20 protein-coding genes and 1 riboswitch are annotated in these 26,322 nt (G+C 62.4%); of the genes, 9 read left to right on the forward strand and 11 right to left on the reverse strand.

What is annotated here, in order from left to right; translation table 11 throughout:
* Nucleotides 1-11 precede the first annotated feature (11 nt).
* On the forward strand, nucleotides 12-1,796 hold the full coding sequence (locus K8U54_RS06255) for an IlvD/Edd family dehydratase (RefSeq protein WP_249909335.1): 1,785 nt from the start codon (nucleotides 12-14) through the stop codon (nucleotides 1,794-1,796).
* An 869-nt stretch (nucleotides 1,797-2,665) separates the two neighbouring features.
* Here K8U54_RS06255 and K8U54_RS06260 read toward each other — a convergent pair.
* Both K8U54_RS06260 and K8U54_RS06265 read right to left on the reverse strand, forming a co-directional pair.
* Nucleotides 2,666-4,078, reverse strand: a complete 1,413-nt coding sequence (locus K8U54_RS06260) for an amino acid permease (protein WP_249909336.1) — start codon at nucleotides 4,076-4,078, stop codon at nucleotides 2,666-2,668.
* A gap of 736 nt (nucleotides 4,079-4,814) precedes the next feature.
* Nucleotides 4,815-6,764: a DNA topoisomerase III gene (locus tag K8U54_RS06265; RefSeq protein ID WP_249909337.1), complete on the reverse strand. Its 1,950-nt coding sequence runs from the start codon at nucleotides 6,762-6,764 to the stop codon at nucleotides 4,815-4,817.
* Between the two features lie 139 nt (nucleotides 6,765-6,903).
* Here K8U54_RS06265 and K8U54_RS06270 point away from each other — a divergent pair, with 139 nt between their 5' ends.
* The 4 genes from K8U54_RS06270 to K8U54_RS06285 all read left to right on the forward strand — a co-directional run bounded on the left by K8U54_RS06270 (nucleotide 6,904) and on the right by K8U54_RS06285 (nucleotide 12,254).
* Nucleotides 6,904-7,146 carry an exodeoxyribonuclease VII small subunit gene (locus K8U54_RS06270; protein ID WP_013792851.1) on the forward strand — a complete coding sequence of 81 codons (243 nt, stop codon included), beginning with the start codon at nucleotides 6,904-6,906 and terminating at the stop codon, nucleotides 7,144-7,146.
* Nucleotides 7,143-8,030: a (2E,6E)-farnesyl diphosphate synthase gene (ispA, locus tag K8U54_RS06275; protein ID WP_249909338.1), complete on the forward strand. Its 888-nt coding sequence runs from the start codon at nucleotides 7,143-7,145 to the stop codon at nucleotides 8,028-8,030. Before K8U54_RS06270 ends, ispA begins: the two co-directional genes overlap by 4 nt.
* Nucleotides 8,031-8,147: 117 nt before the next feature.
* On the forward strand, nucleotides 8,148-10,049 hold the full coding sequence (gene dxs, locus K8U54_RS06280; protein ID WP_249909339.1) for a 1-deoxy-D-xylulose-5-phosphate synthase: 1,902 nt from the start codon (nucleotides 8,148-8,150) through the stop codon (nucleotides 10,047-10,049).
* Nucleotides 10,050-10,091: 42 nt separating this feature from the next.
* A riboswitch (cobalamin riboswitch) is annotated at nucleotides 10,092-10,309 on the forward strand.
* A 91-nt stretch (nucleotides 10,310-10,400) separates the two neighbouring features.
* On the forward strand, nucleotides 10,401-12,254 hold the full coding sequence (locus tag K8U54_RS06285) for a TonB-dependent receptor domain-containing protein (RefSeq protein ID WP_249909340.1): 1,854 nt from the start codon (nucleotides 10,401-10,403) through the stop codon (nucleotides 12,252-12,254).
* A gap of 322 nt (nucleotides 12,255-12,576) precedes the next feature.
* On the opposite strand, the gene K8U54_RS06290 is transcribed toward K8U54_RS06285, so the two are convergent.
* The 5 genes from K8U54_RS06290 to K8U54_RS06310 all read right to left on the reverse strand — a co-directional run bounded on the left by K8U54_RS06290 (nucleotide 12,577) and on the right by K8U54_RS06310 (nucleotide 16,031).
* Nucleotides 12,577-13,587, reverse strand: coding sequence for an AI-2E family transporter (locus K8U54_RS06290; RefSeq protein WP_249909341.1), 1,011 nt, complete (start codon nucleotides 13,585-13,587; stop codon nucleotides 12,577-12,579).
* A gap of 95 nt (nucleotides 13,588-13,682) precedes the next feature.
* Complete coding sequence (locus K8U54_RS06295) at nucleotides 13,683-14,480, reverse strand: helical backbone metal receptor (RefSeq protein WP_249909342.1); 798 nt, start codon at nucleotides 14,478-14,480, stop codon at nucleotides 13,683-13,685.
* Nucleotides 14,480-14,893, reverse strand: a complete 414-nt coding sequence (locus K8U54_RS06300; RefSeq protein WP_249909343.1) for an MFS transporter — start codon at nucleotides 14,891-14,893, stop codon at nucleotides 14,480-14,482. The genes K8U54_RS06295 and K8U54_RS06300 overlap by 1 nt, the downstream gene beginning before the upstream one ends.
* Nucleotides 14,890-15,507, reverse strand: a complete 618-nt coding sequence (ribA, locus tag K8U54_RS06305) for a GTP cyclohydrolase II (protein ID WP_249909344.1) — start codon at nucleotides 15,505-15,507, stop codon at nucleotides 14,890-14,892. Before ribA ends, K8U54_RS06300 begins: the two co-directional genes overlap by 4 nt.
* A gap of 110 nt (nucleotides 15,508-15,617) precedes the next feature.
* The gene (locus K8U54_RS06310) at nucleotides 15,618-16,031 is read right to left on the reverse strand and encodes a DUF192 domain-containing protein (protein WP_249909345.1); all 414 of its coding nucleotides are present in this window, start codon (nucleotides 16,029-16,031) and stop codon (nucleotides 15,618-15,620) included.
* 183 nt (nucleotides 16,032-16,214) lie between these two features.
* Between K8U54_RS06310 and K8U54_RS06315 the strand changes: the two genes are divergently transcribed.
* Nucleotides 16,215-17,798, forward strand: coding sequence for a peptide chain release factor 3 (locus K8U54_RS06315; RefSeq protein ID WP_013792859.1), 1,584 nt, complete (start codon nucleotides 16,215-16,217; stop codon nucleotides 17,796-17,798).
* A 107-nt stretch (nucleotides 17,799-17,905) separates the two neighbouring features.
* Here K8U54_RS06315 and K8U54_RS06320 read toward each other — a convergent pair whose 3' ends face one another.
* The 4 genes from K8U54_RS06320 to K8U54_RS06335 all read right to left on the reverse strand — a co-directional run bounded on the left by K8U54_RS06320 (nucleotide 17,906) and on the right by K8U54_RS06335 (nucleotide 22,186).
* Nucleotides 17,906-18,175: a hypothetical protein gene (locus K8U54_RS06320; RefSeq protein WP_249909346.1), complete on the reverse strand. Its 270-nt coding sequence runs from the start codon at nucleotides 18,173-18,175 to the stop codon at nucleotides 17,906-17,908.
* A 543-nt stretch (nucleotides 18,176-18,718) separates the two neighbouring features.
* Nucleotides 18,719-19,138 carry a type VII toxin-antitoxin system HepT family RNase toxin gene (gene hepT / locus K8U54_RS06325; RefSeq protein ID WP_249909347.1) on the reverse strand — a complete coding sequence of 140 codons (420 nt, stop codon included), beginning with the start codon at nucleotides 19,136-19,138 and terminating at the stop codon, nucleotides 18,719-18,721.
* A complete protein-coding gene (gene mntA / locus K8U54_RS06330) occupies nucleotides 19,128-19,523 on the reverse strand; it encodes a type VII toxin-antitoxin system MntA family adenylyltransferase antitoxin (RefSeq protein WP_249909348.1) in 396 nt (131 codons plus the stop codon). Before mntA ends, hepT begins: the two co-directional genes overlap by 11 nt.
* A 257-nt stretch (nucleotides 19,524-19,780) precedes the next feature.
* Nucleotides 19,781-22,186, reverse strand: a complete 2,406-nt coding sequence (locus tag K8U54_RS06335; protein ID WP_249909349.1) for a membrane-bound PQQ-dependent dehydrogenase, glucose/quinate/shikimate family — start codon at nucleotides 22,184-22,186, stop codon at nucleotides 19,781-19,783.
* A gap of 634 nt (nucleotides 22,187-22,820) precedes the next feature.
* Here K8U54_RS06335 and K8U54_RS06340 point away from each other — a divergent pair.
* The 3 genes from K8U54_RS06340 to K8U54_RS06350 are packed head-to-tail and all read left to right on the forward strand — an operon-like array spanning nucleotide 22,821 to nucleotide 26,304.
* On the forward strand, nucleotides 22,821-24,260 hold the full coding sequence (locus K8U54_RS06340) for a UbiA family prenyltransferase (RefSeq protein ID WP_249909350.1): 1,440 nt from the start codon (nucleotides 22,821-22,823) through the stop codon (nucleotides 24,258-24,260).
* The gene (locus K8U54_RS06345; protein ID WP_249909351.1) at nucleotides 24,257-25,567 is read left to right on the forward strand and encodes an FAD-binding oxidoreductase; all 1,311 of its coding nucleotides are present in this window, start codon (nucleotides 24,257-24,259) and stop codon (nucleotides 25,565-25,567) included. Before K8U54_RS06340 ends, K8U54_RS06345 begins: the two co-directional genes overlap by 4 nt.
* Nucleotides 25,564-26,304: an SDR family oxidoreductase gene (locus K8U54_RS06350; protein WP_249909352.1), complete on the forward strand. Its 741-nt coding sequence runs from the start codon at nucleotides 25,564-25,566 to the stop codon at nucleotides 26,302-26,304. The genes K8U54_RS06345 and K8U54_RS06350 overlap by 4 nt, the downstream gene beginning before the upstream one ends.
* Nucleotides 26,305-26,322: the final 18 nt, after the last annotated feature.

A 26,322-nucleotide genomic window follows, 5' to 3' on the forward strand; every position in this document is an offset into this window, starting at 1 on the left:
AGAAACGAATCATGACCGACCCCAAACGCCCCCTGCGCAGCCAGCAGTGGTTCGATGATCCCGACCACGCCGACATGACCGCCATCTACGTCGAGCGCTACATGAACTACGGGCTGACCCGCGCCGAGCTGCAGTCGGGCCGGCCGATCATCGGCATCGCCCAGACCGGCAGCGACCTGACGCCCTGCAACCGCCATCACCTGGAGCTGGCCCAGCGGGTCAAGGCCGGCATCCGCGATGCCGGCGGCATTCCCATGGAATTTCCGGTGCACCCCATCGCCGAGCAGAGCCGCCGCCCCACCGCCGCCCTGGATCGCAACCTGGCCTACCTGGGCCTGGTGGAAATCCTCCACGGCTACCCGCTGGACGGCGTGGTGCTGACCACCGGCTGCGACAAGACCACGCCGGCCTGCCTGATGGCCGCGGCCACCACCGACCTGCCGGCCATCGTGCTGTCCGGCGGGCCGATGCTCGACGGCCACCACAAGGGCGAGCTGATCGGCTCGGGCACCGTGCTCTGGCACGCGCGCAAGCTGATGGCCGCCGGCGAGATCGACTACGAAGGCTTTATGGAGATGACCACCGCCGCCTCGCCGTCGGTGGGCCACTGCAACACCATGGGCACCGCCCTGTCGATGAACGCCCTGGCCGAAGCACTGGGCATGTCGCTGACCGGCTGCGCGAGCATTCCTGCGCCCTACCGCGAGCGCGGGCAGATGGCCTATGCCACCGGCAAGCGCATCTGCGAACTGGTGATGCAGGACGTGCGCCCCTCGCAAATCATGACCCGCGAAGCCTTCGAGAACGCCATCGCGGTGGCCTCGGCCCTCGGCGCGTCGAGCAACTGCCCGCCGCACCTGATCGCCATCGCCCGGCACATGGGCATCGAGCTGAGCCTGGAAGACTGGCAACGCATCGGCGAGAGCGTACCGCTGCTGGTCAACTGCATGCCGGCCGGCAAATACCTGGGCGAAGGCTTCCACCACGCCGGTGGCGTGCCGGCGGTGATGCACGAGCTGCAAAAGGCCGGGCGCCTGCACGAAGACTGCATGACGGTCAGCGGCCGGCGCATCGGTGAGATCGTTGCAGGCCAAGTGACCGGTAACCGCGAGGTGATCCTGCCCTACGACGAGCCACTCAAGCACAGCGCCGGTTTCATCGTGCTCAGCGGCAACTTCTTCGACAGCGCGATCATGAAGATGTCGGTGGTCGGCGAAGCCTTCCGCAAGACCTATCTGGCCGAGCCCGGCAAGGAGAATTGCTTCGAAGCGCGGGCCATCGTCTTCGAGGGCCCGGAGGATTACCACGCGCGCATCAACGACCCGGCCCTGGACATCGACGAGCGCTGCATCCTGGTGGTGCGTGGCGCCGGCCCGGTGGGTTATCCGGGCAGCGCGGAAGTGGTCAACATGGACCCGCCGGCGGCGCTGATCAAACAGGGCGTGACCTCCCTGCCGTGCCTGGGCGATGGCCGGCAGAGCGGCACCTCGGCCAGCCCGTCGATTCTCAACATGTCGCCGGAAGCGGCGGTGGGCGGTGGCCTGGCGCTGCTGCAGACCAACGACGTGCTGCGCGTCGACCTCAACGCCCGTTCGGTGAACCTGCTGATCGACGACGAGGAGATGCAGCGTCGCCGCGCCGCCTGGAAGCCCAGCTACCCGGCCTCGCAAACCCCTTGGCAGGAGCTGTACCGCCAGCTGGTCGGCCAGCTCTCCACCGGCGGCTGTCTGGAGCCGGCCACCCTGCACATGCGCATCATCGCGCGCAGCGGCGGCATGCCTCGGCACTCGCACTGAGGGGCCTGTCGACAGGCATTAAAAAGCTTGTTCCCATTGTAGAGGGAATGTTTGGTTGACACCGGACTGGCAACTTAATGTGTTGGCTTGCTTGATGTTGTAGACGCCGCTGCGGTGTGTGCAGATGCTCCCTGTTTCGCCCCCTCGGGCGACTCACTTTTCTTTGAAGTGCGCAAAGAAAAGTAAGCAAAAGAAAGCGCACCCCATCATCCGGCCCCGGCTGCGCCGGGGTTCGTTCGCTCCATCGTTGCTCCGAGGGTCGGCTTACAAGGGCCGTCCCTGGCCCTTTAAGCCTCTCGCGGCATCCATGCCGCTCGCCCCTCTACACAACGATTCCACTCACCCTCCTGAAGGGGATATTCGCGCGCCTGCACGACCGGGCATGCTTTTTGGGATGCGGGATAGCATCCAGGTCAGCCCAAGGCTGACCCCATGTTCAAGCACCCAAAGCTCCGTGAATTGCCTCCGGTTCAGGGGGGCGGGCAGAGCCCGTCCAGGAGGGCGAATGGAATCGTTGTGGAAGAGGTTGAGCGGCATGGATGCCGCGAGAGCCGCGATGGGCCATGGATGGCCCTTCGCGGCGGGCCTCTGGAACGGCGATGGAGTGAGCGAACCCCGGCGTAGCCGGGGCCGGATGATCGGGCGGAGGGTTTTGGTTACTTTTGCCCTCAAAAGTGACTCGCCCGACAGGGCGAAACGGGAGATGTCAGCAAACCGACGTAAGCAGCTTGAGCGCCGAAAGCACCCACGCACTCACACAAACTTGCCAGTCCGGCGCCAAGACTGACCTTCCCGAGACTCTGCGAAGAACCATTAAAAAGGGGCGCACCTCTGCAGGTGTGCCCCTTTTTTCGATCACGGATTTGCGATCAGCGTGCGAGCTTCTTCGCTGCGCGCTTGTGCACCAGCCCACCCAGCGCCACCACCACAGCCGCGGCCGCGCCGGTGGAGATGACCAGCACCTGGTATTCCTCGACGAACGCCATGGTCACCAGGGAGCCAACGATGAACAGGATCACCAGGTAGGTCAGCCAGGGGAACAGCCACATTTTCAGGCGGATGTCCTTGCCCTCGGCTTCCAGCTTGCGGCGCATCTTCAGTTGCGAGAAGGCGATCACCAGGTACACCAAGAGGGCGATCATGCCGGTGGTGTTCATCAGGGTGTCGAGCACGTCCTTGGGGCGCAGGGTTTCGCTGAAGTTGATCAGCGCCACGAAGATGGCCACCGAGCAGGAGGCGATGATCGCGAACACCGGCACGCCGGTCCCGGTACGGGTGATCTTCAGGAAGCGCGGCGCGTCGCCACGGGTGGACAGCGAGAACAGCATGCGCGAGGCGGTGTAGTGCGCCGAGATCATGCAGCTGCTCACCGAGGTCAGCACCACGAAGTTCATCACCAGCTCGGCGTAGGGAATGCCCAGCAGCTCCAGGGTACGGCGGTAGGAGCCGTAGCCGGACTGCGCCATCAGCGGGTCGTTCCAGGGCACCAGGCAGACGATCAGGAAGATCGAGCCGATATAGAACAGGCACACCCGCCAGACCACCGAGTTGGTCGCCTTGACGATCTGGTTGGCCGGATCCTTGGCTTCCGAGGCGGCGATGGTGACGATCTCGGCGCCCAGGAAGGCGAACATCACGCCGAGGATGGCCACCACCACCGACTCGATACCGTTGGGCATGAAGCCCTGGGCGGTGAGGTTGCTGAAGCCGCGCGTCTCGCCGGTCGGCCACAGGCTGAGCACGGCCAGGGTACAGACCGCCAGGAAGCAGATGATCGCCACCACCTTGATCAGCGCGAACCAGAACTCGAACTCGCCGTAGTGCCTGACGTTGAAGAAGTTGATGCTGATCAGCACCAGGGTGGCGGCCAGCACGAAGACGTTGACGCTGACCTCCGGGAACCAGCCATTGAGGATGGTGCCCGCCACGTAGGCTTCCCAGGCCATGAGGATGACCCAGAACCACCAGTACAACCAGCCGATGGTGAAACCGGCCCAGCGGCCGATGGCGCGCTCGGCGTAGGTGGAAAACGAGCCGGTGTCCGGCGACGAGGTGGCCATCTCACCGAGCATGCGCATGATCAGCACCACCAGGATGCCGCCCGCTAGATAGGCCAGTACCGCTGCCGGCCCGGCGCTGTGGATCACGCTGCCGGAGCCGACGAACAATGCCCCGCCGATCACCCCGGCAATGGACATCATGGTGAGGTGCCGGGGCTTCAATGACGCACTGAGCTTGCTCTCAGGCTCCTGCTTTGCCTGTTCGGCTGATACCGCATCCATAGAAGGACTACCTCTTATTGATTTTGCTGGAAACAGTTGAAGCCGGGCCGCTGCGCACGACGCCAGGCGGCGCGCCAGCAGGCTTCGCTGTGTGATCGCTTTCCATGTGAGCGTTTCCGGATCCGGCGAACCGGTCTCGGGCAACAGTTCCTTGCCGAAATCCATCCGGTTGAAGCTGAGAAAGGCCCCGTCACCACCGTGACCGCCAAGCCGATTACCGCAGCGGTGCTACCTGAAATCGCCGGTACACCGATTTGAATGTTCGTTTTACTCCACAACTCGCTGGAAACCAGGCCCTCTTCAGCTCGGCTTTCGCTGCTGAAACCAGCGCCACCAACAGGTGGCAATCCCAGTCGAGACAGCCACTAAGCGCATTAGATCCACCGCCACACAGGCGAATGAAACCCGTTCGTTAAATTCAACGGGGCCGGATGGTAACGGAAAATTTACATTTGGGAATACTCTGCGCGTGCGACGAGCAGATGGGTGGCATGGCGAACATTGGCCTGCCGATGCCAAAGAACGGCTTAGTTGTAAGGGCGAATGGCATTTCATCTACCACTGCCTGGCGATGGCAGCTGGAGATACGGACAGAGCAGTAGGATGGGTGAAACCCATCCTACGAGGCTATGCGTCCCCGCCCGCCCCCATATTCAGCGCCATCCGTAGGGTGGACGACGCTTCATCCGTCCACCGCCTGGCGGCGAGGGAGATCCTCTAATCAGAAGTAATTGGCCTACTTCGACCTGGCCTTTGCGGCGCTAGCACCTGCACGCTTGGCCGGTGCAGCCTTCTTGCGCGAGGCCCCCTTGCGCTTGCCCTTCCAGGCCGGCTTGCCACCCGGCGGCGGGCCGCTGATGGTCAGTTGCAGCTCGCGGCAGCGCTCGATCTGCCGGCCCATCCAGGCCGACTGCTTGGCGACGAACTCCTCCAGCGGCATCTCGCCGCTCTGCACCATGTCCAGTGCCTGCTCCCAGATCGCCGTGGTGCCGGGGTCGGCAATCGCCCGCGGTACCGCATCGATCAGGCCGAAGGCTGCCGAGGTGGCCGCCAGGGTCTTGCCCTGCTTGCTCAGGTAACCGCGGTCGATCAGCCCCTGGATGATCCCGGCGCGGGTGGCTTCGGTGCCGATGCCGGTGGTGTCCTTGAGCTTCTGCTTCAGGCGCGGGTTCTCGACCAGCCGCGCCACGTTCTTCATCGCCTGGATCAGGTCGCCTTCGGTGAACGGCTTGGGCGGCTGGGTGAATTGATCCTTGAGGGTCACCTCACGTACCGCGCACTGCTGCCCTTCATGCAACATGGGCAAGGCCTGGGGCGCAGGCGCCTCACGGGCCTTGCCGGGCGCCAGGGCTTCGGGCAACGCGCGCTTCCAGCCAGGCTCGACGATCTGCTTGCCGACCGCGCGCAGGCTGTGGCCGGCGCAGTCGAAGTCGGCCTGGGTGCGGTCGTATTCGTGGTTGGCCAGAAACTGCGCCAGGTAGCGGGCGCGGATCAGTTCATAGACGGCGCGTGGACGGCCGCTCAGTCGGGCCAGAGCACCCGCTGCCAGGGTCGGGATGATGCCGTGGTGCGCGCTGACCTTGGCATCGTTCCAGGCCCGCGAGCGGCGCTGCGCCTGGGTATGGGCCAGCACTTCACGCAATGCAGGATCGGCCTGCCCCAGCGCGGCCAGAATGGCCGGCGCTTCGGCGTGCTGGCTCAGCGGCAGGTAGCCGCAATCGCTGCGCGGGTAGGTGATCAGCTTGTCGGTCTCGTAAAGTTTCTGGGCGATATCCAGGGTTTCCTGGGCGCCCAGGCCAAGCTTCTTCGAGCACACCTGCTGCAGCGTGCCGAGATCGAACAGCAACGGCGGCGCCTCGCGCATGCGCTCGGTCTTCAACCGTTCGAGCACGGCATGCTCGGCGCCCTGCATGGCTTCGGCGGCGCGCTGCGCCACTTGCTGTTTCAGGCAGCGGCCCTGCTCGTCGCAATCGTCCTGGGGCGCGCGCCACCCGGCGGTGAACGGCGTGTCATTGCCATCGAGCGTCACCTCGATGGCCCAGAACGGCACCGGCACGAAATCGGCGATGCTGCGATCCCGGTCCACCACCAGGCGCAGGGTCGGCGTCTGCACGCGACCGACCGGCAGCACGCCCTGATAACCGGACTTGCGCCCCAGCAAGGTGAACAGTCGGCTCATGTTCATGCCGATCAGCCAGTCGGCCCGCGAGCGGCCGAGCGCCGACTGATAGAGGTTGTAGGTGCTGGCGCCCGGCTTGAGCGCCGCCAGGGCCTTGCGGATCGAGGCGTCATCCAGCGCCGATAGCCACAACCGCTGGATCGGCCCGCGGTAGCGGCAGTGGTCGAGCAACTCGCGGGCGATCATTTCGCCCTCGCGGTCGGCGTCGGTGGCGATCACCAGTTCGCTGGCTTCGCCGAGCAGGCGCTTGACCGCCTTGAACTGCGCGGCGGTCTTGGGCTTGATGCGCATCTTCCACTGCTGCGGGACGATCGGCAGGTCATCCAGCACCCAGCGTTTGTAGCGCGCATCGTAGGCATCCGGCGGCGCCGTCTCGAGCAGATGGCCGATGCACCAGGTCACCGTCACGCCGTTGCCCAGCCAGCAGCCGTCACCGCGCCGCGTGGCACCGAGCACGCTGGCGATGTCTTTGGCTTGGGACGGCTTTTCACAGAGAAACAGGCGCATCGGCTAAGGCCAGCAGGAAATGAATAGCGGCAAGAATACTGTATACCCATCCAAATCGCCCACTCGCGCTGATTTGCTCACGAAAGAGCCCTCTGCTAGTGTCGCGGCGACCGCGAACCCCGCCTGAGACCTGCTGACCATGGCCCGCAAGAAAGCCGCGCTCGACTTCGAGCAATCCCTCACCGAACTGCAAACCATTGTCGAGCGCCTGGAAAACGGCGAGCTGTCGCTGGAGGAGTCGCTGAGCGCCTTCGAGCAGGGCATCGGCCTGACCCGCGAATGCCAGGCCGCCTTGACCCAGGCCGAGCAGAAGGTACAGATCCTCCTGGAGCGCGACGGCGCCCTGGAAGCGGCGCCCTTCGAAACGGACGAGCCGCTATGATCGCCGCCTACCAGGCGCGCTGCCAGAAACAGGTCGACGCCGCCCTCGAACCGCTGTTCACCGCGCCACGTGCCGAGCTCGAGCGCCTGTATGCGGCCATGCGCTACAGCGTGTTCAACGGTGGCAAGCGGGTGCGCCCGCTGCTCGCCTATGCCGCCTGCGAAGCCCTCGGCGGCAGCGCGCAGCAGGCCGATGGCGCCGCCTGCGCGGTGGAGCTGATCCATGCCTATTCCCTGGTGCACGACGACCTGCCGGCCATGGACGACGACGACCTGCGTCGCGGCCAACCGACCACCCATATCGCCTTCGACGAAGCCACCGCGATTCTTGCCGGCGATGGCTTGCAGAGCCTGGCCTTCGCCGTGCTCGCCAGCACAGCGCACAACCCGCAGAGCGCCGAGATTCGCCTGAGCATGTTCCAGGCCCTGGCCGATGCGGCAGGCCCGGCCGGCATGGTCGGTGGCCAGGCCATCGACCTCGGCTCGGTGGGCCAGCAATTGCAGCAACCGGCACTGGAAACCATGCATCGCCACAAGACCGGTGCGCTGATCGAAGCCAGCGTGCGCCTCGGCGCCCTGGCCAGCGGTCGTGCCGATGAACAAGCCCTGGCGGCGCTTAGCACCTACGCCCGTGCCGTTGGCCTGGCCTTCCAGGTGCAGGACGACATCCTCGACGTGGAAAGCGATACCGCGACCCTGGGCAAGACCCAGGGCAAGGACCAGGCGAACGACAAGCCCACCTACCCCGCTCTGCTCGGCATGGCCGCGGCCAAGGCCTACGCCCTGGAACTGCGCGACCAGGCGCTGCAAGCGCTGCAGCCGTTCAGTGATGCCGCCGAACCGTTGCGCGAGCTGGCGCGTTATATCGTCGAACGGCGCAACTGAACCGCTGTCTATCTGACATCGCTGCTGCGGCAACCACGCCCAAGTCCTCCCTTGGGCTAGGGTCATCGCATCAGGTAGACTGCCCCACTATTTTGAATTCCTATAACGACTCGCCTGATGCCGACGACTTTCCACGAGATTCCCCGCGAACGCCCGCTGACGCCGCTGCTCGACCGCGCCAACACGCCGGATGAGTTGCGCCGCCTTGGCGAAGCCGAGCTGGAAACCCTGGCGGATGAACTGCGCCAGTACCTGCTCTACACGGTCGGCCAGACCGGCGGGCATTTCGGTGCCGGCCTCGGGGTGATCGAGCTGACCGTCGCCCTGCACTACGTCTTCGATACGCCCGACGACCGCCTGGTGTGGGACGTCGGCCATCAGGCCTACCCGCACAAGATCCTCACCGGCCGCCGCGAGCGCATGGGCACCCTGCGCCAGAAGGACGGCATCGCTGCCTTCCCGCGTCGCTCGGAAAGCGAGTACGACACCTTTGGCGTCGGTCATTCCAGCACCTCGATCAGCGCCGCACTGGGCATGGCCATCGCCGCCCAGCGCCAGGGCAGCAAGCGCAAGTCGGTGGCGGTGATCGGCGACGGCGCGCTGACCGCCGGCATGGCCTTCGAAGCGCTCAACCACGCTGCCGACGTGAAGGCCAACATGCTGGTGGTACTCAACGACAACGACATGTCGATCTCCAAGAACGTCGGCGGTCTGTCCAACTACCTGGCCAAGATTCTCTCCAGCCGCACCTACGCCAACGTGCGCGAAGGCAGCAAGAAGGTGCTGTCCAAGCTGCCCGGCGCCTGGGAAATCGCCCGCAAGACCGAAGAGCACGCCAAGGGCATGCTGGTCTCCGGCACCCTGTTCGAAGAGCTGGGCTGGAACTACATCGGCCCCATCGACGGCCACGACCTGCCGACCCTGCTGGCCACCCTGCGCAACATGCGCGACCTGGAGGGCCTGCAGTTCCTCCACGTGGTCACCAAGAAGGGCAAGGGCTTCGCGCCAGCCGAGGTCGACCCGATCGTCTACCACGCCATTACCAAGCTGGAGCCGATCAACGCGCCGGCCAAGGTGAAGGCGCCGTCCGGCCCGAAATACTCCAGCGTGTTCGGCCAGTGGCTGTGCGAGATGGCCGCCCATGACGAACGCCTGATGGCGGTCACCCCGGCCATGAAGGAAGGCTCGGACCTGGTGGCCTTCAGCGAACGCCACCCGGATCGATACTTCGACGTGGCCATCGCCGAGCAGCACGCGGTGACGCTGGCCGCCGGCATGGCCTGTGAAGGCGCCAAGCCGGTGGTGGCGATCTACTCGACCTTCCTGCAGCGCGCCTACGACCAGCTGATCCACGATGTCGCGGTGCAGAACCTCGACGTGCTGTTCGCCATCGACCGCGCCGGCCTGGTCGGCGAAGACGGCCCGACCCACGCGGGCAGCTTCGACCTCTCTTACCTGCGCTGCATCCCCGGCATGCTGATCATGACGCCGAGCGATGAGAACGAGCTGCACCACATGCTCACCACCGGCTACCAGTTCACTGGCCCGGCGGCGGTGCGTTACCCCCGCGGCAGCGGCCCGAACGCCACCATCGACCGCGAACTCACGCCGCTGCCGATCGGCAAGGGCGTGGTGCGTCGCCAGGGCGCCGGCGTGGCCCTGCTGGTGTTCGGTGTGCAGCTGAGTGAGGCCCTGCGCGTCGGCGAAACCCTGGACGCCACGGTGGTCGACATGCGCTTCGTCAAACCCCTCGACGAAGCGCTGGTCAGCGAACTGGCCGCCAGCCACGACCTGCTGGTGACCATCGAGGAAAACAGCGTGATGGGCGGCGCCGGCAGCGCCGTCAGCGAATTCCTCGCCAGCCAGGGCACGCTCAAGCCGATGCTGCACCTGGGCCTGCCCGACAGCTATGTCGAGCACGCCCGTCCCGACCAGATGCTCGCCGAGTGCGGCCTGGACGAAGCCGGCATCGAAGCGGCCGTGCGTCAGCGTCTTGAGAAAGGCTCAAGCAGAGCCTGACCGACTTGCTTGTATTTCATGCAGTCACCTTCTAAGGTACGCCTCGTTCACCTCCTGCCAGGTGCCCGCGGCGCTGCCACGCCGCGCGTTAAACGGGAAGTCGGTGCGCTCGCTACGCGCGCCAAGCCGATGCTGCCCCCGCAACGGTAATCGACCGCAATCAGCCGATTGCACAGCCGCTCAACCGCCACTGGGCCTACCGGGAAGGCGAGCGGTTGCCGGTCGAAAGCCCGGATACCGGCCTTGCAGGACGAGACGCGTGTTGCGGAGGGCACCACCGTCAGGCGTCAGCGTGCGCTGCGCTTGCGCTCGCCCTCCTCGAAAGTCTGCCGACCTGCGAGGACACCCACCATGAAACAGCTTCACCTGATGCTCGCCTGCGCCCTGTCGCCAGGCCTGGCACTCGCGGCCACCACGAGCTACGACGAGGCGCTCAAGCTCTCGGAGACCGTGGTAACCGGCAACCGAGACGTGCAGCCGCGCGAACAGAGCAGCACGCCCACCACGGTATTCACCCGCGCCGACATCGAGCGCCTGCAGCCCGGCAGCGTGCTCGACCTGCTGAGCCGGGTGCCGGGGGTGCAGGTGACCCGCGCCGGTGGCCGCGGCAGCACCAGTGGCCTGTACATTCGCGGCACCAAGACCGCACAGAGCCTGGTGCTGGTCGACGGCCAGCGCATCGGCTCGGCCTCTGCTGGTGGCGCGCCGCTGGAATACCTGAATGTCGAGCAGATCGAACGTGTCGAGGTGTTGCGCGGCTCACGCTCGGCCATTCACGGTGCCGATGCGATTGGCGGTGTGGTGCAGATTTTCACCCGTCGGGCTACGGGCGAAGGGCTCAACCCGCGCCTGCGCGTCGGCTATGGGTCGAACCACAGCTGGGAACGCAGCCTGGGCCTGTCCGGTGGCGATGCCGACACTCGTTTCAACCTCGGCCTGAGCGCCGACGACACCCGCGGCATCAATCGCACCCATGCCCCCGTGGCGCCGGACAGCGACCGCGACGCCTACCGCAACAACGCCTTGAGCGCCAACCTCAGCCACCGTTTCAGCGAAACGCTGGAAGCCGGCTTCAGCGTGCTCGACCAGCGCGGCGAGAGCGAATACGACGGTGGCTGGGAAGGCGCCTACCCGTACGCCGACTATCAGCTGACCAGCTACTCCGGGTTCCTCGACGCCCAGTTGCTGCCTGACTGGAAAAGCCGCCTGGAAGTCGGCCACAGCGAGAACCGCTCCGTCGAGCGTTTCGATGACGTGCCCGCCAGCAGCCCCTTCAACACCTACCGCGACAGCCTGGCCTGGCTCAACACCCTCGACCTGGGCAACGGCCACAGCCTGCTGCTCGGCGCCGATGGCTACCAGGAACGGCTCAACAGCAATACCGCCTACGCCGAGGACAGCCGCTGGAACCACGCCCTGCTCGCGCAGCACCGTTACCGCGGCGAGCGCTTCAATACCGAACTGGGCCTGCGCCACGAGAAGAACCAACAGTTCGGCAGCGCCAACACGGTAAGCGCGGCCCTGGGTTACCAGCTCGATGCGCGCAACGAGCTGATCTTCTCCTACGCAGAGGGCTTCCGCGCGCCGACTTTCAACGACCTCTACTGGCCAGGTGGCGGCAACCCGGACCTGCAGCCGGAGACCTCCAAATCCTACGAGTTGCAGTGGCGCAGCCAGGTAGCCGAGCGCACGGCGCTGCAAGCCTCGGTGTACCGTACCGACCTGCGTGATGCGATCAGCGGCTGGCCCGCCGAGAACCTCGACAAGGCGCGCATCAACGGCTTCGAAGGCAGCCTGCAGCATGAACTGCTGGGCTGGCAGGCCGCCCTCGGCCTGAGCCTGATCGATCCGCGCGACCGCAGCACCGGCAAGCTATTGAATCGCCGCGCCAAGCGCACCCTGAGCCTGGACATGGATCGCCAGTTCGGCGACTGGTCATTCGGCGCCACCTGGCAGGCGGTCAGCCGTACCTACGACGACGTCGACAATCAGCGCGGGATCGCCGGCCATGGGCTGCTTGGCCTGCGCGGCAACTGGCAGGCGACACCGGAGCTGGCGCTGGGCCTGAAGGTGGACAACGTGCTGGACAAAGGTTACGGCCGCGCCCAGTACAGTCATGGAAGCTGGCCCGTGACGAACTACAGCGAATACCGCGAGGAAGGCCGCACGGCCCTGCTGTCACTGACCTGGGCCCCGGCCCTCTGAGGACCGTTCACGCACTTGTCCACTGGCAAACCCGAATCCGTATCCCGATGAATTGGCGGCAGAGTGGCGGAAGCGGCCGTTCCCCTATCCTGTGGGAACGGGCCATGCCCGTGATTTTTCGCGGGCATGGACTGGGCGCCCCCGCCCGCTCCCACAGGTACCGCATCGATTGCCGCTTTTGCCTTTCTGCCATCACTGCTCGTGGCGCCTCGTCGAAGAGCATGGAGGCCTGAGTCAGTAAGTGGCCCGCAAGCGGCACCTACCCGGTCGATGGATCACCCCGATCCGTTTAGACGCTGCGGGGGCGATCCAGCCGACATGATCACACCCAGCCCTGTGCCTTGAGCTCGCTCTTCACGTAGGCGTAGTAGACCGGCGCGGCCACCAGCCCGGCGATGCCGAAGGCGGCCTCGAACACCAGCATCACCAGCAACAGCTCCCAGGCCCGCGCCTTGATCTGCCCACCGACGATGCGTGCGTTGAGGAAGTATTCGACCTTGTGGATGACGATCAGATAGGCCAGTGCGCCCAGCGCCACCCAGATGGACAGCGACAGGCCGACCACGAAGATCGCGGTGTTGGAGATCAGGTTGCCGACCACCGGCAACAGGCCGGCCACGAAGGTGATCGCGATCAGCGTCTTGGTCAGCGGCAGGTGCACGTCGAACAGCGGCAGCACGCCCATCAGGAAGATGCCGGTGAAGGTGGTGTTGAGCAGGGAAATCTTGATCTGCGCGAAGACGATATTGCGAAACGCCTCGACGAAGCGCTGCACGCGGGTCAGCAGCGCGCCGGCCAGGGGCTTGAGCTGATCAGGCTCGGGCACGCTCTGCAGGGCGATCACCGCGCCGAGGATCATGCCGATCAGCACGGTGACGAACATGTGCACGGCGCCCTTGCCGAGCAGTTGCAGCTCGCTGATGTGCCCGCGCAGCCAGTCGTGCAGCGCGACGCGGATATCGTCGACGTTGGCCGGCAAATAGGCCACCAGCGCTTCGGGCAACTGCTCGCGGGCGCGGTCGACCACGCCGAGCAGCTTGCCCATCATCCGCCCCGGGTTGTTGAGCTCGTGCATCAGCAATGAGAAGGCGCCGGCGAAGAGCAGCCCGAGCACGGCGATCACCAGCACGCTGAGCACGCCAACCGCCAGCACACGGCCCATATGACCCGCCAGCAGACGCTGCATCGGCCGCGCCAGGCGGTTGACCAGTTCGAACACCAGCAGACCGGCCAGCAGGCTGGGCAGCAGTTTCAGGGGAAAGACCAGCAGGAGCGCGGCACCAACGATCAAGGCGCTGGCAGGGGAAAACCAGGGGGATACGGGGGCTTTCATAACGTCTGCAATGAACCGGAAGGCGTCCAATCTGCCAGTTGGCGGCGCGCTTTACCAGTGTCATCGCACACCCCGAGTGCAAGCCTTGACGGCGATCACCTGGCCGTCGCCAGCACCTCGCAAAGCCGGGCCGTGGCGGCGAGCATCTGGAAGCTTGGCCGCTCCAGGCCCTTGTCCGGCAGTACGCGCAGTTGCGCGAGACGCACGGCGCGCAGCTGCGGCCAGCGCGTCCAGGCCTGCAGCTGGCGCGCATCACCGGCAAGGATCAGCGCCGGGTCACGCTGCAGCACCGCCTCCACACTGACCTGCGGCGCGGGCAGCCGGAGGTCGGCAAACACATTGCGCGCCCCGCATACCTGCAGGGCATCACTGATGATCTGCCCGCCGCCGACGGTATAGAGCGGTGCGTCCCACACCTGATAGAACACTGGCAACGGTTCATCACGCCTATAACGCGCCCGTAACGCCTCGAGCCCTGCGACGAAGCGATCATGCAGGCGACGCCCCGCCTGCGGCCGACCGAGCCGCTCGCCGATCAGCAGGAACTGCCCGGCCAGTTCGTCCAGCGAATGGGGCTCGAGCACCAGCATGGGAATACCGAAGGCCTGCAATTGCTCGCGCTGGGCAGCGCTGACGCTGCCCGGCCACACCAGCAGCAGATCCGGCTGCAGGGCCAGCAGGGTTTCCATTTCCAGCTTCCCGTAGCGCCCCACGGACGGCACATGCGCCAGCGCAGCAGGACGCTCGCCGCCATCGAGCACGCCGACCAGCGTGTCGCCGGCCCCCAGCTCGAGGACGATCTCGCTCAGCGACGGCGCCAGGCTGACCACCCGCTCGGCGGCCGACAGCGAGGTCGCCTGCAGCAACAGCAGCACCAGCAGCACGCCGCGCATCAGAGCTGCCGAGGAAGGCGGTAGAGGTAGAGCACCACGACGCTGGCCAGCGCCAGCAGTATCTGCGGCACCGCTTCCAGCCCGGCGAACACCGCCAGGGCGGCGATCCAGGCCGGCAGCCCGGCGCCAAGCAACGCCGGCCGGCGGCGCGCGGCCAGGGTCAGCCAGGCGGCAGGTTCGTCAGCGGTATTCAGGGCTTTCACGGTGGCGAACAGGGCACGCTTGTAGCCACTGAACAGCGGCAGGCTGACGAACAGCGAAGCCAGCCCGGCGATGAACAGCGGCATGGCCAGCACGCCCGGTTGGCGCCCGGCACCGAACAGCAGATTGATCAGCAGCAGTGGGGCCAGGGTCAGTGCCAGTTGCCGCCACCAGAGCAGGGCCAACCGGCGCTTTACCGCGGCGCGGGTCAAGGCCGCTCGACCTCACCCTGATGCAGCTTGCCGAGCATGTGCCCGAGCTTGCCGGCCTTGGTGGCCAGGTACTTGCTGTTGTGCGGGTTGTGACCCAGTTGCAGCGGCACGCGGTTGGCCACCGGAATGCCCATGTCGCCGAGCGCCTTGACCTTGCGCGGGTTGTTGGTCATCAGCTTGAGCGAGGTGATGCCCAGGTGCTCCAGCATCGGCAGGCAGATCGCGTAGTCGCGCATGTCGGCACCGAAGCCCAGGCGTTCGTTGGCTTCCACGGTATCGGCGCCACCGTCCTGCAGCTCGTAGGCGCGGATCTTGTTGAGCAGGCCGATACCACGGCCTTCCTGACGCAGGTACAGCAGCACGCCGCGGCCTTCCTCGGCGATGGCACGCAGGGCACCCTCGAGCTGGAAGCCACAATCGCAGCGCAGGCTGAACAGCGCGTCACCGGTCAGGCACTCGGAATGCAGGCGCCCCAGCACCGGCTCACCGTCGGCGACATTGCCGAAGGTCAGCGCGACATGCTCCTTGCCCGTGGCCTCTTCGAGAAAGCCATGCATGGTGAACACACCGAACGGCGTCGGCAGTTGGGAGGCGGCGACGAACACGACAGGCACCGGATGCTCCTGGTAGCGGAAAGGGATGCGAATTTGCGAGGGGTGATAGTGTAACAGCAGCGTCAGGAGCCGCGTCAGCCGAATTACCGATCAAAAGGATCGAGGCCGACTCAGCCGTCGGCGGGTTTACAGTCGATGCTCACGCGGCTGCCGACCACCACCCCAAGGGCCGCGAACTCGCCCTGAGCGACCTCGATGATATAGCGCACCGGCTCATCGGCGCCATGACGCTGCAGGCTGAAGGGACGCATGTCGACCACCTTGCGCACCCTGCCGGCGCTGTCGATGAAGGCCGCCGACAGCGCGACGCGAGTGTCCTTCATCCACAGCTCGCGCAGCCCCTCCTGGGGCCAGGCGAAGAGCATGCCGCCACCGACCTCGTCACGCCCGGACAGCCCCAGGGTGCGCGCCTCGGGGGTGGCGGCAAGCGGCAGGTCGCGAGCCTGCCCCGCCGGGAAGCCAACCCGGCATTCAGGCAGCTGTGCCAGCGCCGCATTCGAGGCAAGCCCCAGGACGAGGCACAAAAGAGCGCAATGCTTCATGACGATCCCCAGCATGAGCGAGGGGTCAATCCTACGCCATTCGCCGCCGCGGCAACGCGACGGACGTGCGCAGCGGATGCCCCAGCGCCTGTGCATTTCCCGCTATAATCGCGCATTTTTCCGGGCCGACCTGGCCCGCCCACGCTTTCAAGCAGGCACGCATCCATGACCACTCAGGCCGCCGAAGTCGCCAAGCGCCGTACCTTCGCGATCATTTCCCACCCCGACGCCGGTAAGACCACCATCACCGAAAAGCTCCTGCTGATGGGCAAGGCGATCGAAGTGGCCGGTACGGTGAAGTCGCGTAAATCCGACCGCCACGCGACATCCGACTGGATGGAAATGGAGAAGCAGCGCGGCATCTCCATCACCACCTCGGTGATGCAGTTCCCCTACCGCGAGCACATGATCAACCTGCTCGACACCCCGGGCCACGAAGACTTCTCGGAAGACACCTACCGCACCCTGACCGCGGTGGACAGCGCGCTGATGGTGCTCGATGGCGGTAAGGGCGTCGAGCCACGCACCATCGCCCTGATGGACGTGTGCCGCCTGCGCGACACGCCGATCGTCAGCTTCGTCAACAAGCTCGACCGCGACATCCGCGACCCCATCGAATTGCTCGACGAAATCGAGGCGGTGCTGAAGATCAAGGCCGCGCCGATCACCTGGCCGATCGGCTGCTACCGCGACTTCAAGGGCGTGTATCACCTCGAAGGCGATTACATCATCGTCTACACCGCTGGCCACGGCCACGAGCGCACTGAAGCCAAGATCATCCACAAGCTGGACTCCGACGAGGCCCGCGCTCACCTGGGCGACGAGTACGAGCGCTTCGTCGAGCAGCTGGAGCTGGTGCAGGTCGCCTGCCACCCGTTCGATCAGGACGAATTCGACAATGGCCAGCTGACCCCGGTGTTCTTCGGCACCGCACTGGGCAACTTCGGCGTCGACCATGTGCTCGACGCCGTGGTCGACTGGGCGCCGCGCCCGCTGGCCCGCGTGGCCCACGAGCGTCCGGTGGAGCCGACCGAGGAGAAGTTCACCGGCTTCGTGTTCAAGATCCAGGCGAACATGGACCCCAAGCACCGCGACCGCGTGGCCTTCATGCGCATCTGTTCGGGCAAGTACGAGAAGGGCATGAAGATGCGCCACGTGCGCACCGGCAAGGACGTACGCATCGGCGACGCCCTGACCTTCTTCTCCAGCGAGCGGGAAATGCTCGAGGAAGCCTGGGCCGGCGACATCATCGGCCTGCACAACCACGGCACCATCCAGATCGGCGACACCTTCACCGAGGGCGAAGCGCTGGGCTTCACCGGCATCCCGCACTTCGCCCCGGAGCTGTTCCGCCGCGTGCGCCTGAAGGACCCGCTGAAATCCAAGCAGCTGCGCCAGGGCCTGCAGCAGCTCGCCGAGGAAGGGGCCACCCAGGTGTTCTTCCCCGAGCGCAGCAACGACATCATCCTCGGCGCCGTCGGTGTGCTGCAGTTCGACGTGGTCGCCAGCCGCCTGAAGGAGGAATACAAGGTCGAGTGCGGCTACGAGCCGATCACCGTGTGGTCGGCACGCTGGATCGAGTGCGACGACAAGAAGAAGCTCGAGGAATTTTCCAATAAGGCCGTGGAAAACCTCGCGGTCGATGGCGGTGGTCACCTCACCTACCTGGCGCCGACCCGCGTCAACCTGAGCCTGATGGAAGAGCGCTGGCCGGACGTGAAATTCCGCGCCACCCGCGAACACCACTGATCCGCCCCGACAAACCTTCGGCTAATACGCCAAAGCGTAGGGCGGATTAGCCGAAGGCGTAACCCGCCGAATGATCGGCGCCACCACGCCCGCCGCTTACCAGGCGCTCAGGGGCGGCTGCACAGTGGCTTGCCGCTCGGGTCGGTGAGTGGCACGTTTCGCCGTTGGCCGTCGGGAGCAACGCCCTGGTACACGGCGCAGTCGTTGTTGTCATATTCGATGCGCGCATCCTGGTAATTGAATCGGGCGTCCACCGCTTCAAAGGCAGTCACTTCGGCGCTGGGTAACGCATCGTTTCCGTAGTGCCTGACCTCCTGCTCGTTATGAGCACAACCAACGAGCAAGGCGCCAAATGCCAGGGTGACAATCAATTTCATTCTGCGACTCCGGTAAGGATCCAATTCAAGCTAGTCCATGGCTACATGGCATCAAGAGGATGCCGACGAATGTTGAGACCGTAAATGGCACCAGAACGCCAACGAATCGTGAGACAAGATGATGCGAGATGGCCAGCGGATACTTGAGCAAAGCCGTGGTAGGTGTTAGCCGAAGGCGTAATCCTTCACGATTGGCAGCAACCCAAAATCCACACAGCAAAACGCCCCCGCACGAAGGCGGGGCGTTCGACTGCAGCGGGGGCATCGCTAATTCGTGGTTGAAGAGCAATCACCCTCCTCGGGCTTGGCCCGCGGATAAGAACCGTGCGGCGCATCAGCCGAAGGCATGATGCGCCGCACGATGCAAAGCCGCCCTGAAAATCAAAACGCCCCGCGCGAGGCAGGGCGTTCAGTACCGCAGCGGGTATCGTGGTTCGCGGTAAACGACGGATTACGCCTTCGGCTAATCCATCCTACGGGTTATCCGTCATACCTTGATCAGGCTAGAAGTCAGGCATTGCGCGATACCTATGAGGTTCCAGATCAGCGAGCGGCATCGCGCAGAAGAATTGCCTGGGAGTAGTCCAGAAACTCATCCAGATGACCGGTGATCACCGCAATGGTGATTGGCAACTGCAACGCCTGATATTCATGCACCGCAATGTTGCGATATCCGACCATCCTCTTCAGCGCATCGGCGAGCGCCAGAGCAATCCATCCATGCTCCGCCAATAAGCCGAACACATCTCGGGCGCTCTGCGGTATGCCCAAGCGCTCACGACGAATCAGATGCTGGCCCATGTCCAGCGCAGCCTCACAGGCACGCTGAATATTCAGAATGGCAGCATCCTGACGGGTAAAGTCCGTGCCGAAAGTAGAAGGGTCACGTTCGTACTCCTCGCGTGCCCGCCTGACACATCGCTCGATACTTGCCGCCTTGTTGAGCAAAACATCATCGGCCATATACCCGCCCCTCCTGCTCGATAATGCGCAACAGCGGCGCTCTGGCTGCATCCAAATCCAGCTTCTCGCTGAGCATGGCACACTCGAACAAACCTGCCCGCTCGTCCCTGGCCCACCAACGCTCGCCATGCACGATCACCTGCTGCTGCATCACCGTCGAAGCATTGCGTAAATCCAACAGGTCCACGGGGCAACCCACAACGTCCTCAAGCTCCCCAGCCAGGCGCCATAGCGCCACAGGCTCTGCGTATCCTTCTACCAATACGGCGAGATCCAGATCGCTATGCTCATTCGCCTCGCCTCGAATGCGGCTGCCGAACGCATAAATAGCCAATACGCCCTTGAGTCGTGCACATAGCAAATCAATCACGGCCTGTTGGTTCATATGCCCTCCTGCTGAGCAAGCAAGTGTAACCCAGCCACGTAGGGCGTATTGGCCGAAGGCGTAATACGCCACATCATTCGCAACACCGCCAAAGCCAGGCAGCAATACGCCCCGCGCGAGGCGGGGCGTTCAGTTGTGACACTCGATACAACGGGCTTGCGGTAAATGGCGGATTACGGGCTTTGCCCCGGATTACGCCTCCGGCTAGTCCAAGCTATAGGTCGAATCGAATCCGCCCTAGCGCGCCCTGCCTTCACTTACGGCTTTTCCTCCGGCAGCGCCCATGCGGTCACCGAATCGCCGACCTTGGTACCGAACGAGCCGTGCCCGCCGGCCATCTGCACCACGTATTGCTTGCCGGTCTTCTCGGACACATAGGTCATCGGCGTGGCCTGGCCGCCCGCCGGCAGGCGCCCTTTCCACAGTTCCTTGCCGGTCTTCAGGTCGTAGGCGCGCAGGTAGTAGTCCAGCGTACCGCTCATAAAGGCCACGCCGCCGGCGGTGATGATCGGCCCGCCGAGCGCCGGCGTACCCACCGGGAACGGCAGGCCCAGGGGCGCGCTGTCGCGACTGGTGCCGTTCTTGTGCATCCACACCTTCTTCATGGTGCGCAGATCGACGGCCGTCACATAGCCCCAAGGCGGCGACTGGCATGGCAAACCGAGCACCGACAGGAACGGCTGCAAGCGCACCATATACGGCGCGCCCAGGTTGGGCTGCAGACCGGTTTCCCCACCGCCCATTTGCTCGTCGGGGTCGACCTCACTGCGCTTGACCATCTGCGAGATGAACGCCAGGTAGTTCGGCGCGCCGAACAGCAATTGGCGGTTCGGATCCACCGCCACCGACGGCCAGTTGAACACGCCGACGTTGCCTGGATAGATCAGCGAGCCCTGCTGCGACGGCGGGGTGAAATCGCCCTCATAGCGCAGCTTGCGGAACTGGATGCGGCAGAGCATCTGGTCAATCGGCGTACCACCCCACATGTCGCGCTCGCGCAACGGCTCCTGCGGCGCATAGCTCAGGGCCGAGGCTGGCTGCGTGGCGGCGGTGGTGTCACCGTAGTCGGTGCCCTGGGGCACCGGCATCTCGTTGACCGGCACGATGGGCTCGCCGGTACGCCGGTCGAGCACGTAGAGATCACCACGCTTGGTCGCCTGGATGATCGCCGGTACCTTGCCTTGCGCACCGTCGATATCCACCAGGGTCGGCTGCGAAGGCAGATCGCGGTCCCAGAGATCGTGGTGCACGGTCTGAAACTCCCAGCGCACCTTGCCGGTCGCCAGATCCAGCGCCACCAGCGTGGCCGTGAACCGTTCGGCCAGCTCGTCACGGGGAGTCGACCACTGATCGGGGGTCTGGTTGCCCATCGGCAGATAGACCAGTCCCAGCGCCTCATCGGCGGTGGGAATCGTCCAGACGTTGGGCGTGCTGCGCACATAGGTTTCGCCCGGTGCCAGCGGCTCGGTGGCGTCGGGATTGCCCGGATCGAAATTCCACACCAGCGCGCCGGTCTTCACGTCATAGGCGCGAATCACGCCGCCGGGTGAGTCTACCGAACCGTTATCGGTGATCGAACCGCCCTGAATTACCAGCTTGCTGGTCACCACGGGCGGCGAGGTCGGCAGGTAGACGCCCAGCGCGCCCTCTCCCAGCCCCGCCTTCAGGTCGACCGTGCCGGCATCGCCGAAGTCTTCGCACGGCTGACCGTCCTCGACATCCAGCGCCATCAGGGTGCCGTCGTTGGTCGGCAGGAACAGGCGCTTTTCACAACGCGCAGCGGGCTGGTTGGGCTGCTCGGCTACATTGGCGGTGACCGCAGCAGCGGTGCCATCGTGATAGGCCAAGCCACGGCAGGTCATATGCTGGTAGTACTCGGCATCCCGGTTGATGCTCGGGTCGAACCGCCAACGCTCCTCGCCGGTGTCCGCATCCAGCGCGATGGCCACGCTGTGGGGCGTGCAGATAAACAGGGTATTACCGACTTTCAGCGGCGTGACCTGATTGGTCAGCTCATGGGGATCGCCATCGCCGGGCAAATCCCCGGTATGAAACTCCCAGGCTTTCTCAAGCTTGCCTGCATTTTCCGGGGTGATCAGATCAGCGCTCGAGTAACGATCACTCTGCTTCGAACCACCATAGGCCGGCCACTCACTCGGGGATCGCTGAGCAAAATCGCCAGCCGCCTCACCCTGCATCTGCGCATCGCTGAATTCGCCATCGATGGAATGGTAATCCTGGGTCAGCGAATAACCGGCCATCACCGCACCGGCCAAGAGGCCTAGGCCCAGAACGCCGGTGGCGCCGTCACGCCAGACACCGTAACAGCCAACATGCCGATTGACGAACGGCAGGAACAGCCAGAGACCTAGGATGCACCACAGGTCGATCCGTGGCGCCAACTGCCACCAGTCGAAGCGGACTTCGTAGAGGGTCCAGGCTAGGGTGCCTAGGAGCAGCAGGCCATAAAGCGCGATGGCGGAGCGGCGTTGGGCGAACAACAAGCCGGCCACAATTAACAACCCGAAACCGGCTATCAGGTAATACCACGAGCCGCCCAAGCTCCCCAGGTAACCGCCGCCAGCCGTCATGACTGCACCCAGCAGTAAAATCACAAAAGCGGTAAGGCTGACCCACAACGGGCGACGGTATCCGATACTCATGGCACACTCCCCTCCGATTCATCACACCTGACGCAACGAAATCTTTGGCAATAAAGGCTAGGTAAGAGAGCAGTGGAGGCAAGGGCGGCCTAGTTGGTTCAGGTTTTCGAAGGTTAGCGCTCGACCAGAGTGCTGAAGCCGCGTAGCACCTCGCTTAACCGGTGGCGAACCTTGGACAGTCTAAGCGACAGGAGCGGCCATTGACCCTTGGTTGCGACCAGATACCATTTCATGAGTACCCAGAGAGCGTCAAACCTCCGTAAATGACTAGGCTGGCTGTTCGATCACCGATACGAAAAATGGCTTGCCATACGACAGCGCGTTCCCTTGCCCGTGCGAGCGGCTACCCGGACAGATGCAGACTGCGGCTCCTGTGGCCGCGCTATTAGTCCCAGGAGGTTTTTGGAAAATAGCAAAGGACTTGACTCATCAGATCCAGATTTAAAGACTTCGATGAGTTGATGGATATCAAGGCCTGTCATTGACACACTACCAACCTGGTAAAAATGCTATCTAATGCCAACTCCACACAAGATCATGAACAGGTTGTCAGTATAAAATCCTATTTTTTGATTTCCGTAGCAAAACCGCTGCCCACCTTAATTCCTTAACAATATAAACTGACAGGCTGACCATGGAAAACTGTAAGGATCACGAAACACCACTGGTGATAGACCTGGACGGAACATTATTGAGATCTGACATTTTGATTGAGTCAGCATTATGCCTGATCCACAGCAAGCCGTTACATACGCCAATTCTTTTGAGGTGGCTAGGCAAGGGAAAGTCGGTATTAAAGGCCCGACTAGCAGAGCTTAGCACAATTGATGTAACGACCCTCCCTTATGATCCTGATGTTGTCATGCTCATCCGAGAGGCGAAATCTGAAGGACGTGAAATAGTGCTGGCCACGGCCTCACATCAGAGCATTGCAGAAAAAATTGCCGCCCACCTGGGGTTGTTTGATAAGGTAATCGCAAGCGATGAAGACACCAACCTCTCAGCGGAAAAAAAGAAAACCCGTTTGATTGAGATCTACGGGCTAGCGGGCTTTGATTATGTCGGTAATTCTCAGGACGACTTGACCGTATGGCAAGCGTGTCGAAAAGCCTACATTGTTAACCCGCAGTTTGGCGTGAGCTTCCAAGCGAAAAAATTAAAAAACATCGAGACAATTCTACACTCAAACCCATTCAAGCCGAACAGTTGGATCAAAGCCCTACGCTTGCACCAATGGTTAAAAAATCTATTGATATTTGTTCCACTACTCGCAGCTCATCGCCTAACCGATTTTACCTTATTACTCGAAGGAATCACTGCATTCTTCTGTTTCGGGCTATGCGCGTCGAGCGTTTATTTACTGAACGATCTTTTAGACTTGCAAGATGATCGTCGACATACGCGCAAAAGAAATCGCCCCCTGGCCGCAGGAATAATTCCTATTCGGCTGGCCATCATTGCAACCCCCTTACTACTGGGTAGCGCTTTTTTTATAGCCATCCGATGGATCTCAATACCCTTCCTGTACGCGTTAGTAACTTACTACTTACTCACATTGGCTTACTCGTTCAATCTTAAACGTCATATGACAATGGATGTCATCGCTCTTGCCCTCCTCTATACCCTGAGGATCATCGCAGGAGCGGCTGCCTTTACACTTCCACTGACATTCTGGATACTCGCGTTTTCGATGTTCATATTTCTCAGCCTGGCAATGGTTAAACGGTATGCCGAACTGCATGACGCGCTAGCACAAGGCAAGACTGAAAAAACTCACGGTCGAGGCTACTATCCCGGGGATCTTTCTATAATTGCGTCTCTGGGATCATCTGCCGGCTATCTATCTGTAATGGTGCTAGCTCTTTATATCCATGATCAAAGCACTGCTCATCTCTACCACTATCCCGAACTGATATGGCTAGCATGTCCTATTCTGATGTTCTGGATCACGCGCATATGGATACTGACGCACAGGGGAGAAATGAACGATGACCCTATCATCTTTGCAATGCGCGACAGTATCAGTTTGGTAGTAGGCGTTCTGTTCTGCCTCGTCTTCTGGGGAGCGTCATGAGTAAGGTCTTACGTTCATGGGGAGGCGTTCCCCGGCATAGCCAGCAAGGTCATGCCTGTGACTGGTCGGCCAATCTAAAGACACTCCTTGCCGAGGCAAAACACGGGGAAAGAACGACCCTGCCGTTTGGCAACGGAAGAAGCTATGGTGACAGCTGCCTTGCTGAAAGCGGGCATGTCATCCACATGCGCCCTCTTGACCATTTCTTGTCGGTTGATTGGCAGAAGGGTATCGTCAAGGCAGAGGCAGGGATTACGCTCGGTGAAATCATTGATCTCACGATACCTCAAGGTTGGTTCCTGCCCGTGACGCCCGGCACTCGATACGTGACATTAGGCGGGGCAATTGCCAACGATGTGCATGGCAAAAACCACCACTGCCAAGGGACCTTTGGCAAGCATCTGATTCGAATGGCGCTTTATCGTAACGGTCAAACACTCATATGTTCTCAGGACGAGAATCCCGAACTCTACAGGGCAACCATATCCGGACTCGGCCTGACCGGTATCATCATCTGGGCAGAGATAGCGCTGAGGCCTATACGCACCAGTCAAATCGACACACATCATCAACGTTTTGGCAGTTTGAGTGAGTTTTTCTCGCTGTCCAAGGAACTGGATCCTGTAAACGAATACAGCGTGGCATGGATCGACTGCACTGCACGCGGCCACAATCTAGGTAGAGGCATCTTTAGTGCAGGAAACCACTCGGAATATGGTGCTCTCGAGAACCCGCCTCTGAGAAAGATCAGCGTCGCGGCTACGCCTCCAATATCACTTGTAAACTCATTATCTGTTCGAGCATTTAACAGCCTATATTGGCATCGGCTGCCACCAAACCGTTCGAAACAGCGCGAAAGCTACTCAACCTTCTTTTATCCACTCGACAACCTCCTGCATTGGAACAGGCTTTATGGTGCCCTGGGCTTTCAGCAGCACCAGTGTGTAATACCTGAAACCCATGCAGAATCGGCTATAAGAGAAATGCTGAAGATCATCGCTACCGCCAAGCAAGGCTCTTTTCTGGCGGTACTTAAACGCTGCGGAGATGCGGTCTCACCCGGCCTACTTTCCTTTCCAATGCAGGGAATTTCCTTAGCGCTCGATTTTGCCCAGAATAATTCGCTGGAAGCGCTCTTTAAAAGACTTGACGCTATTGTTTATGAGGCGGGAGGCAGGCTCTACCCTGCGAAAGATGCACACATGAGCGCTGTACATTTTCGCCACGCATATCCGGCCTGGGAAAAACTAGAAAAACTTAGAGACCCCTTAATGATGTCTGCATTTTGGAAAAGAGTCACAGCATGAAACGTATTCTTATTATTGGAGCCACATCCGCAATAGCCACAGCGTGCGCGCGTCGATGGACGGCAGAGCCGGCATTTTTCTTTTTAGTAGGCCGAAATAAAGAGAAGTTACAGCTATTAAGCTCAGACTTGACGGCACGAGGCGCGCACAAAGTTTCTATCTACGAGCTAGACGCTCTCGACTATGCAATGCACGCTTCAATGCTGGAGCACAGCATTGAGGCGCTTGGCCAAATCGATATAGCTTTAATCGCTCACGGCACTCTCCCAAACCAAGCAGTTTGCGAACAGGACGTCGATCTGGCATTGCGGGAAATCGATAGCAATGCGATTTCAGTCATCGCCATTATTACTCGTATTGCGAACCGCCTGGAGGAACAAGGTTGTGGAACACTGGCAGTGTTATCTTCAGTCGCTGGAGACCGTGGACGCCCGTCCAACTACGTGTACGGTGCTGCCAAGGCAGCAGTTTCTTCTTTCCTTGAGGGGCTCAGGGCGAGGCTGTACAAAAAACGTGTTCATGTGGCAGATATACGCCCTGGCTTTGTCGACACCCCCATGACGCGCGAATTGAATCTACCCGCGATTCTTCTCGCCACGCCTGACCAGGTTGCGCAACGTATACTCCAAGGTATCGAACGCAAGCAAGACGTGATCTACGCTCCCAGGTTTTGGGCATTCATTATGTTGGCCATTCGTCATATTCCAAGCTGGCTATTCAAGAGACTCGATCTGTGAACATAGCTCCTCAACTCC

Source organism: Pseudomonas fulva (assembly GCF_023517795.1).
GTDB lineage: Bacteria > Pseudomonadota > Gammaproteobacteria > Pseudomonadales > Pseudomonadaceae > Aquipseudomonas > Aquipseudomonas fulva_D.

Coding starts and splice junctions, on each gene's coding strand:
- K8U54_RS06340 (WP_249909350.1), top strand. CDS start 22,821: ATGGAAAACTGTAAGGATCACGAAACACCACTGGTGATAGACCTGGAC.
- K8U54_RS06255 (WP_249909335.1), top strand. CDS start 12: ATGACCGACCCCAAACGCCCCCTGCGCAGCCAGCAGTGGTTCGATGAT.
- hepT (WP_249909347.1), bottom strand. CDS start 19,138: ATGGCCGATGATGTTTTGCTCAACAAGGCGGCAAGTATCGAGCGATGT.
- ispA (WP_249909338.1), top strand. CDS start 7,143: ATGATCGCCGCCTACCAGGCGCGCTGCCAGAAACAGGTCGACGCCGCC.
- K8U54_RS06295 (WP_249909342.1), bottom strand. CDS start 14,480: ATGCGCGGCGTGCTGCTGGTGCTGCTGTTGCTGCAGGCGACCTCGCTG.
- K8U54_RS06335 (WP_249909349.1), bottom strand. CDS start 22,186: ATGAGTATCGGATACCGTCGCCCGTTGTGGGTCAGCCTTACCGCTTTT.
- K8U54_RS06345 (WP_249909351.1), top strand. CDS start 24,257: ATGAGTAAGGTCTTACGTTCATGGGGAGGCGTTCCCCGGCATAGCCAG.
- K8U54_RS06270 (WP_013792851.1), top strand. CDS start 6,904: ATGGCCCGCAAGAAAGCCGCGCTCGACTTCGAGCAATCCCTCACCGAA.
- K8U54_RS06350 (WP_249909352.1), top strand. CDS start 25,564: ATGAAACGTATTCTTATTATTGGAGCCACATCCGCAATAGCCACAGCG.
- K8U54_RS06285 (WP_249909340.1), top strand. CDS start 10,401: ATGAAACAGCTTCACCTGATGCTCGCCTGCGCCCTGTCGCCAGGCCTG.
- K8U54_RS06260 (WP_249909336.1), bottom strand. CDS start 4,078: ATGGATGCGGTATCAGCCGAACAGGCAAAGCAGGAGCCTGAGAGCAAG.
- K8U54_RS06320 (WP_249909346.1), bottom strand. CDS start 18,175: ATGAAATTGATTGTCACCCTGGCATTTGGCGCCTTGCTCGTTGGTTGT.
- dxs (WP_249909339.1), top strand. CDS start 8,148: ATGCCGACGACTTTCCACGAGATTCCCCGCGAACGCCCGCTGACGCCG.
- K8U54_RS06290 (WP_249909341.1), bottom strand. CDS start 13,587: ATGAAAGCCCCCGTATCCCCCTGGTTTTCCCCTGCCAGCGCCTTGATC.
- K8U54_RS06265 (WP_249909337.1), bottom strand. CDS start 6,764: ATGCGCCTGTTTCTCTGTGAAAAGCCGTCCCAAGCCAAAGACATCGCC.
- K8U54_RS06315 (WP_013792859.1), top strand. CDS start 16,215: ATGACCACTCAGGCCGCCGAAGTCGCCAAGCGCCGTACCTTCGCGATC.
- mntA (WP_249909348.1), bottom strand. CDS start 19,523: ATGAACCAACAGGCCGTGATTGATTTGCTATGTGCACGACTCAAGGGC.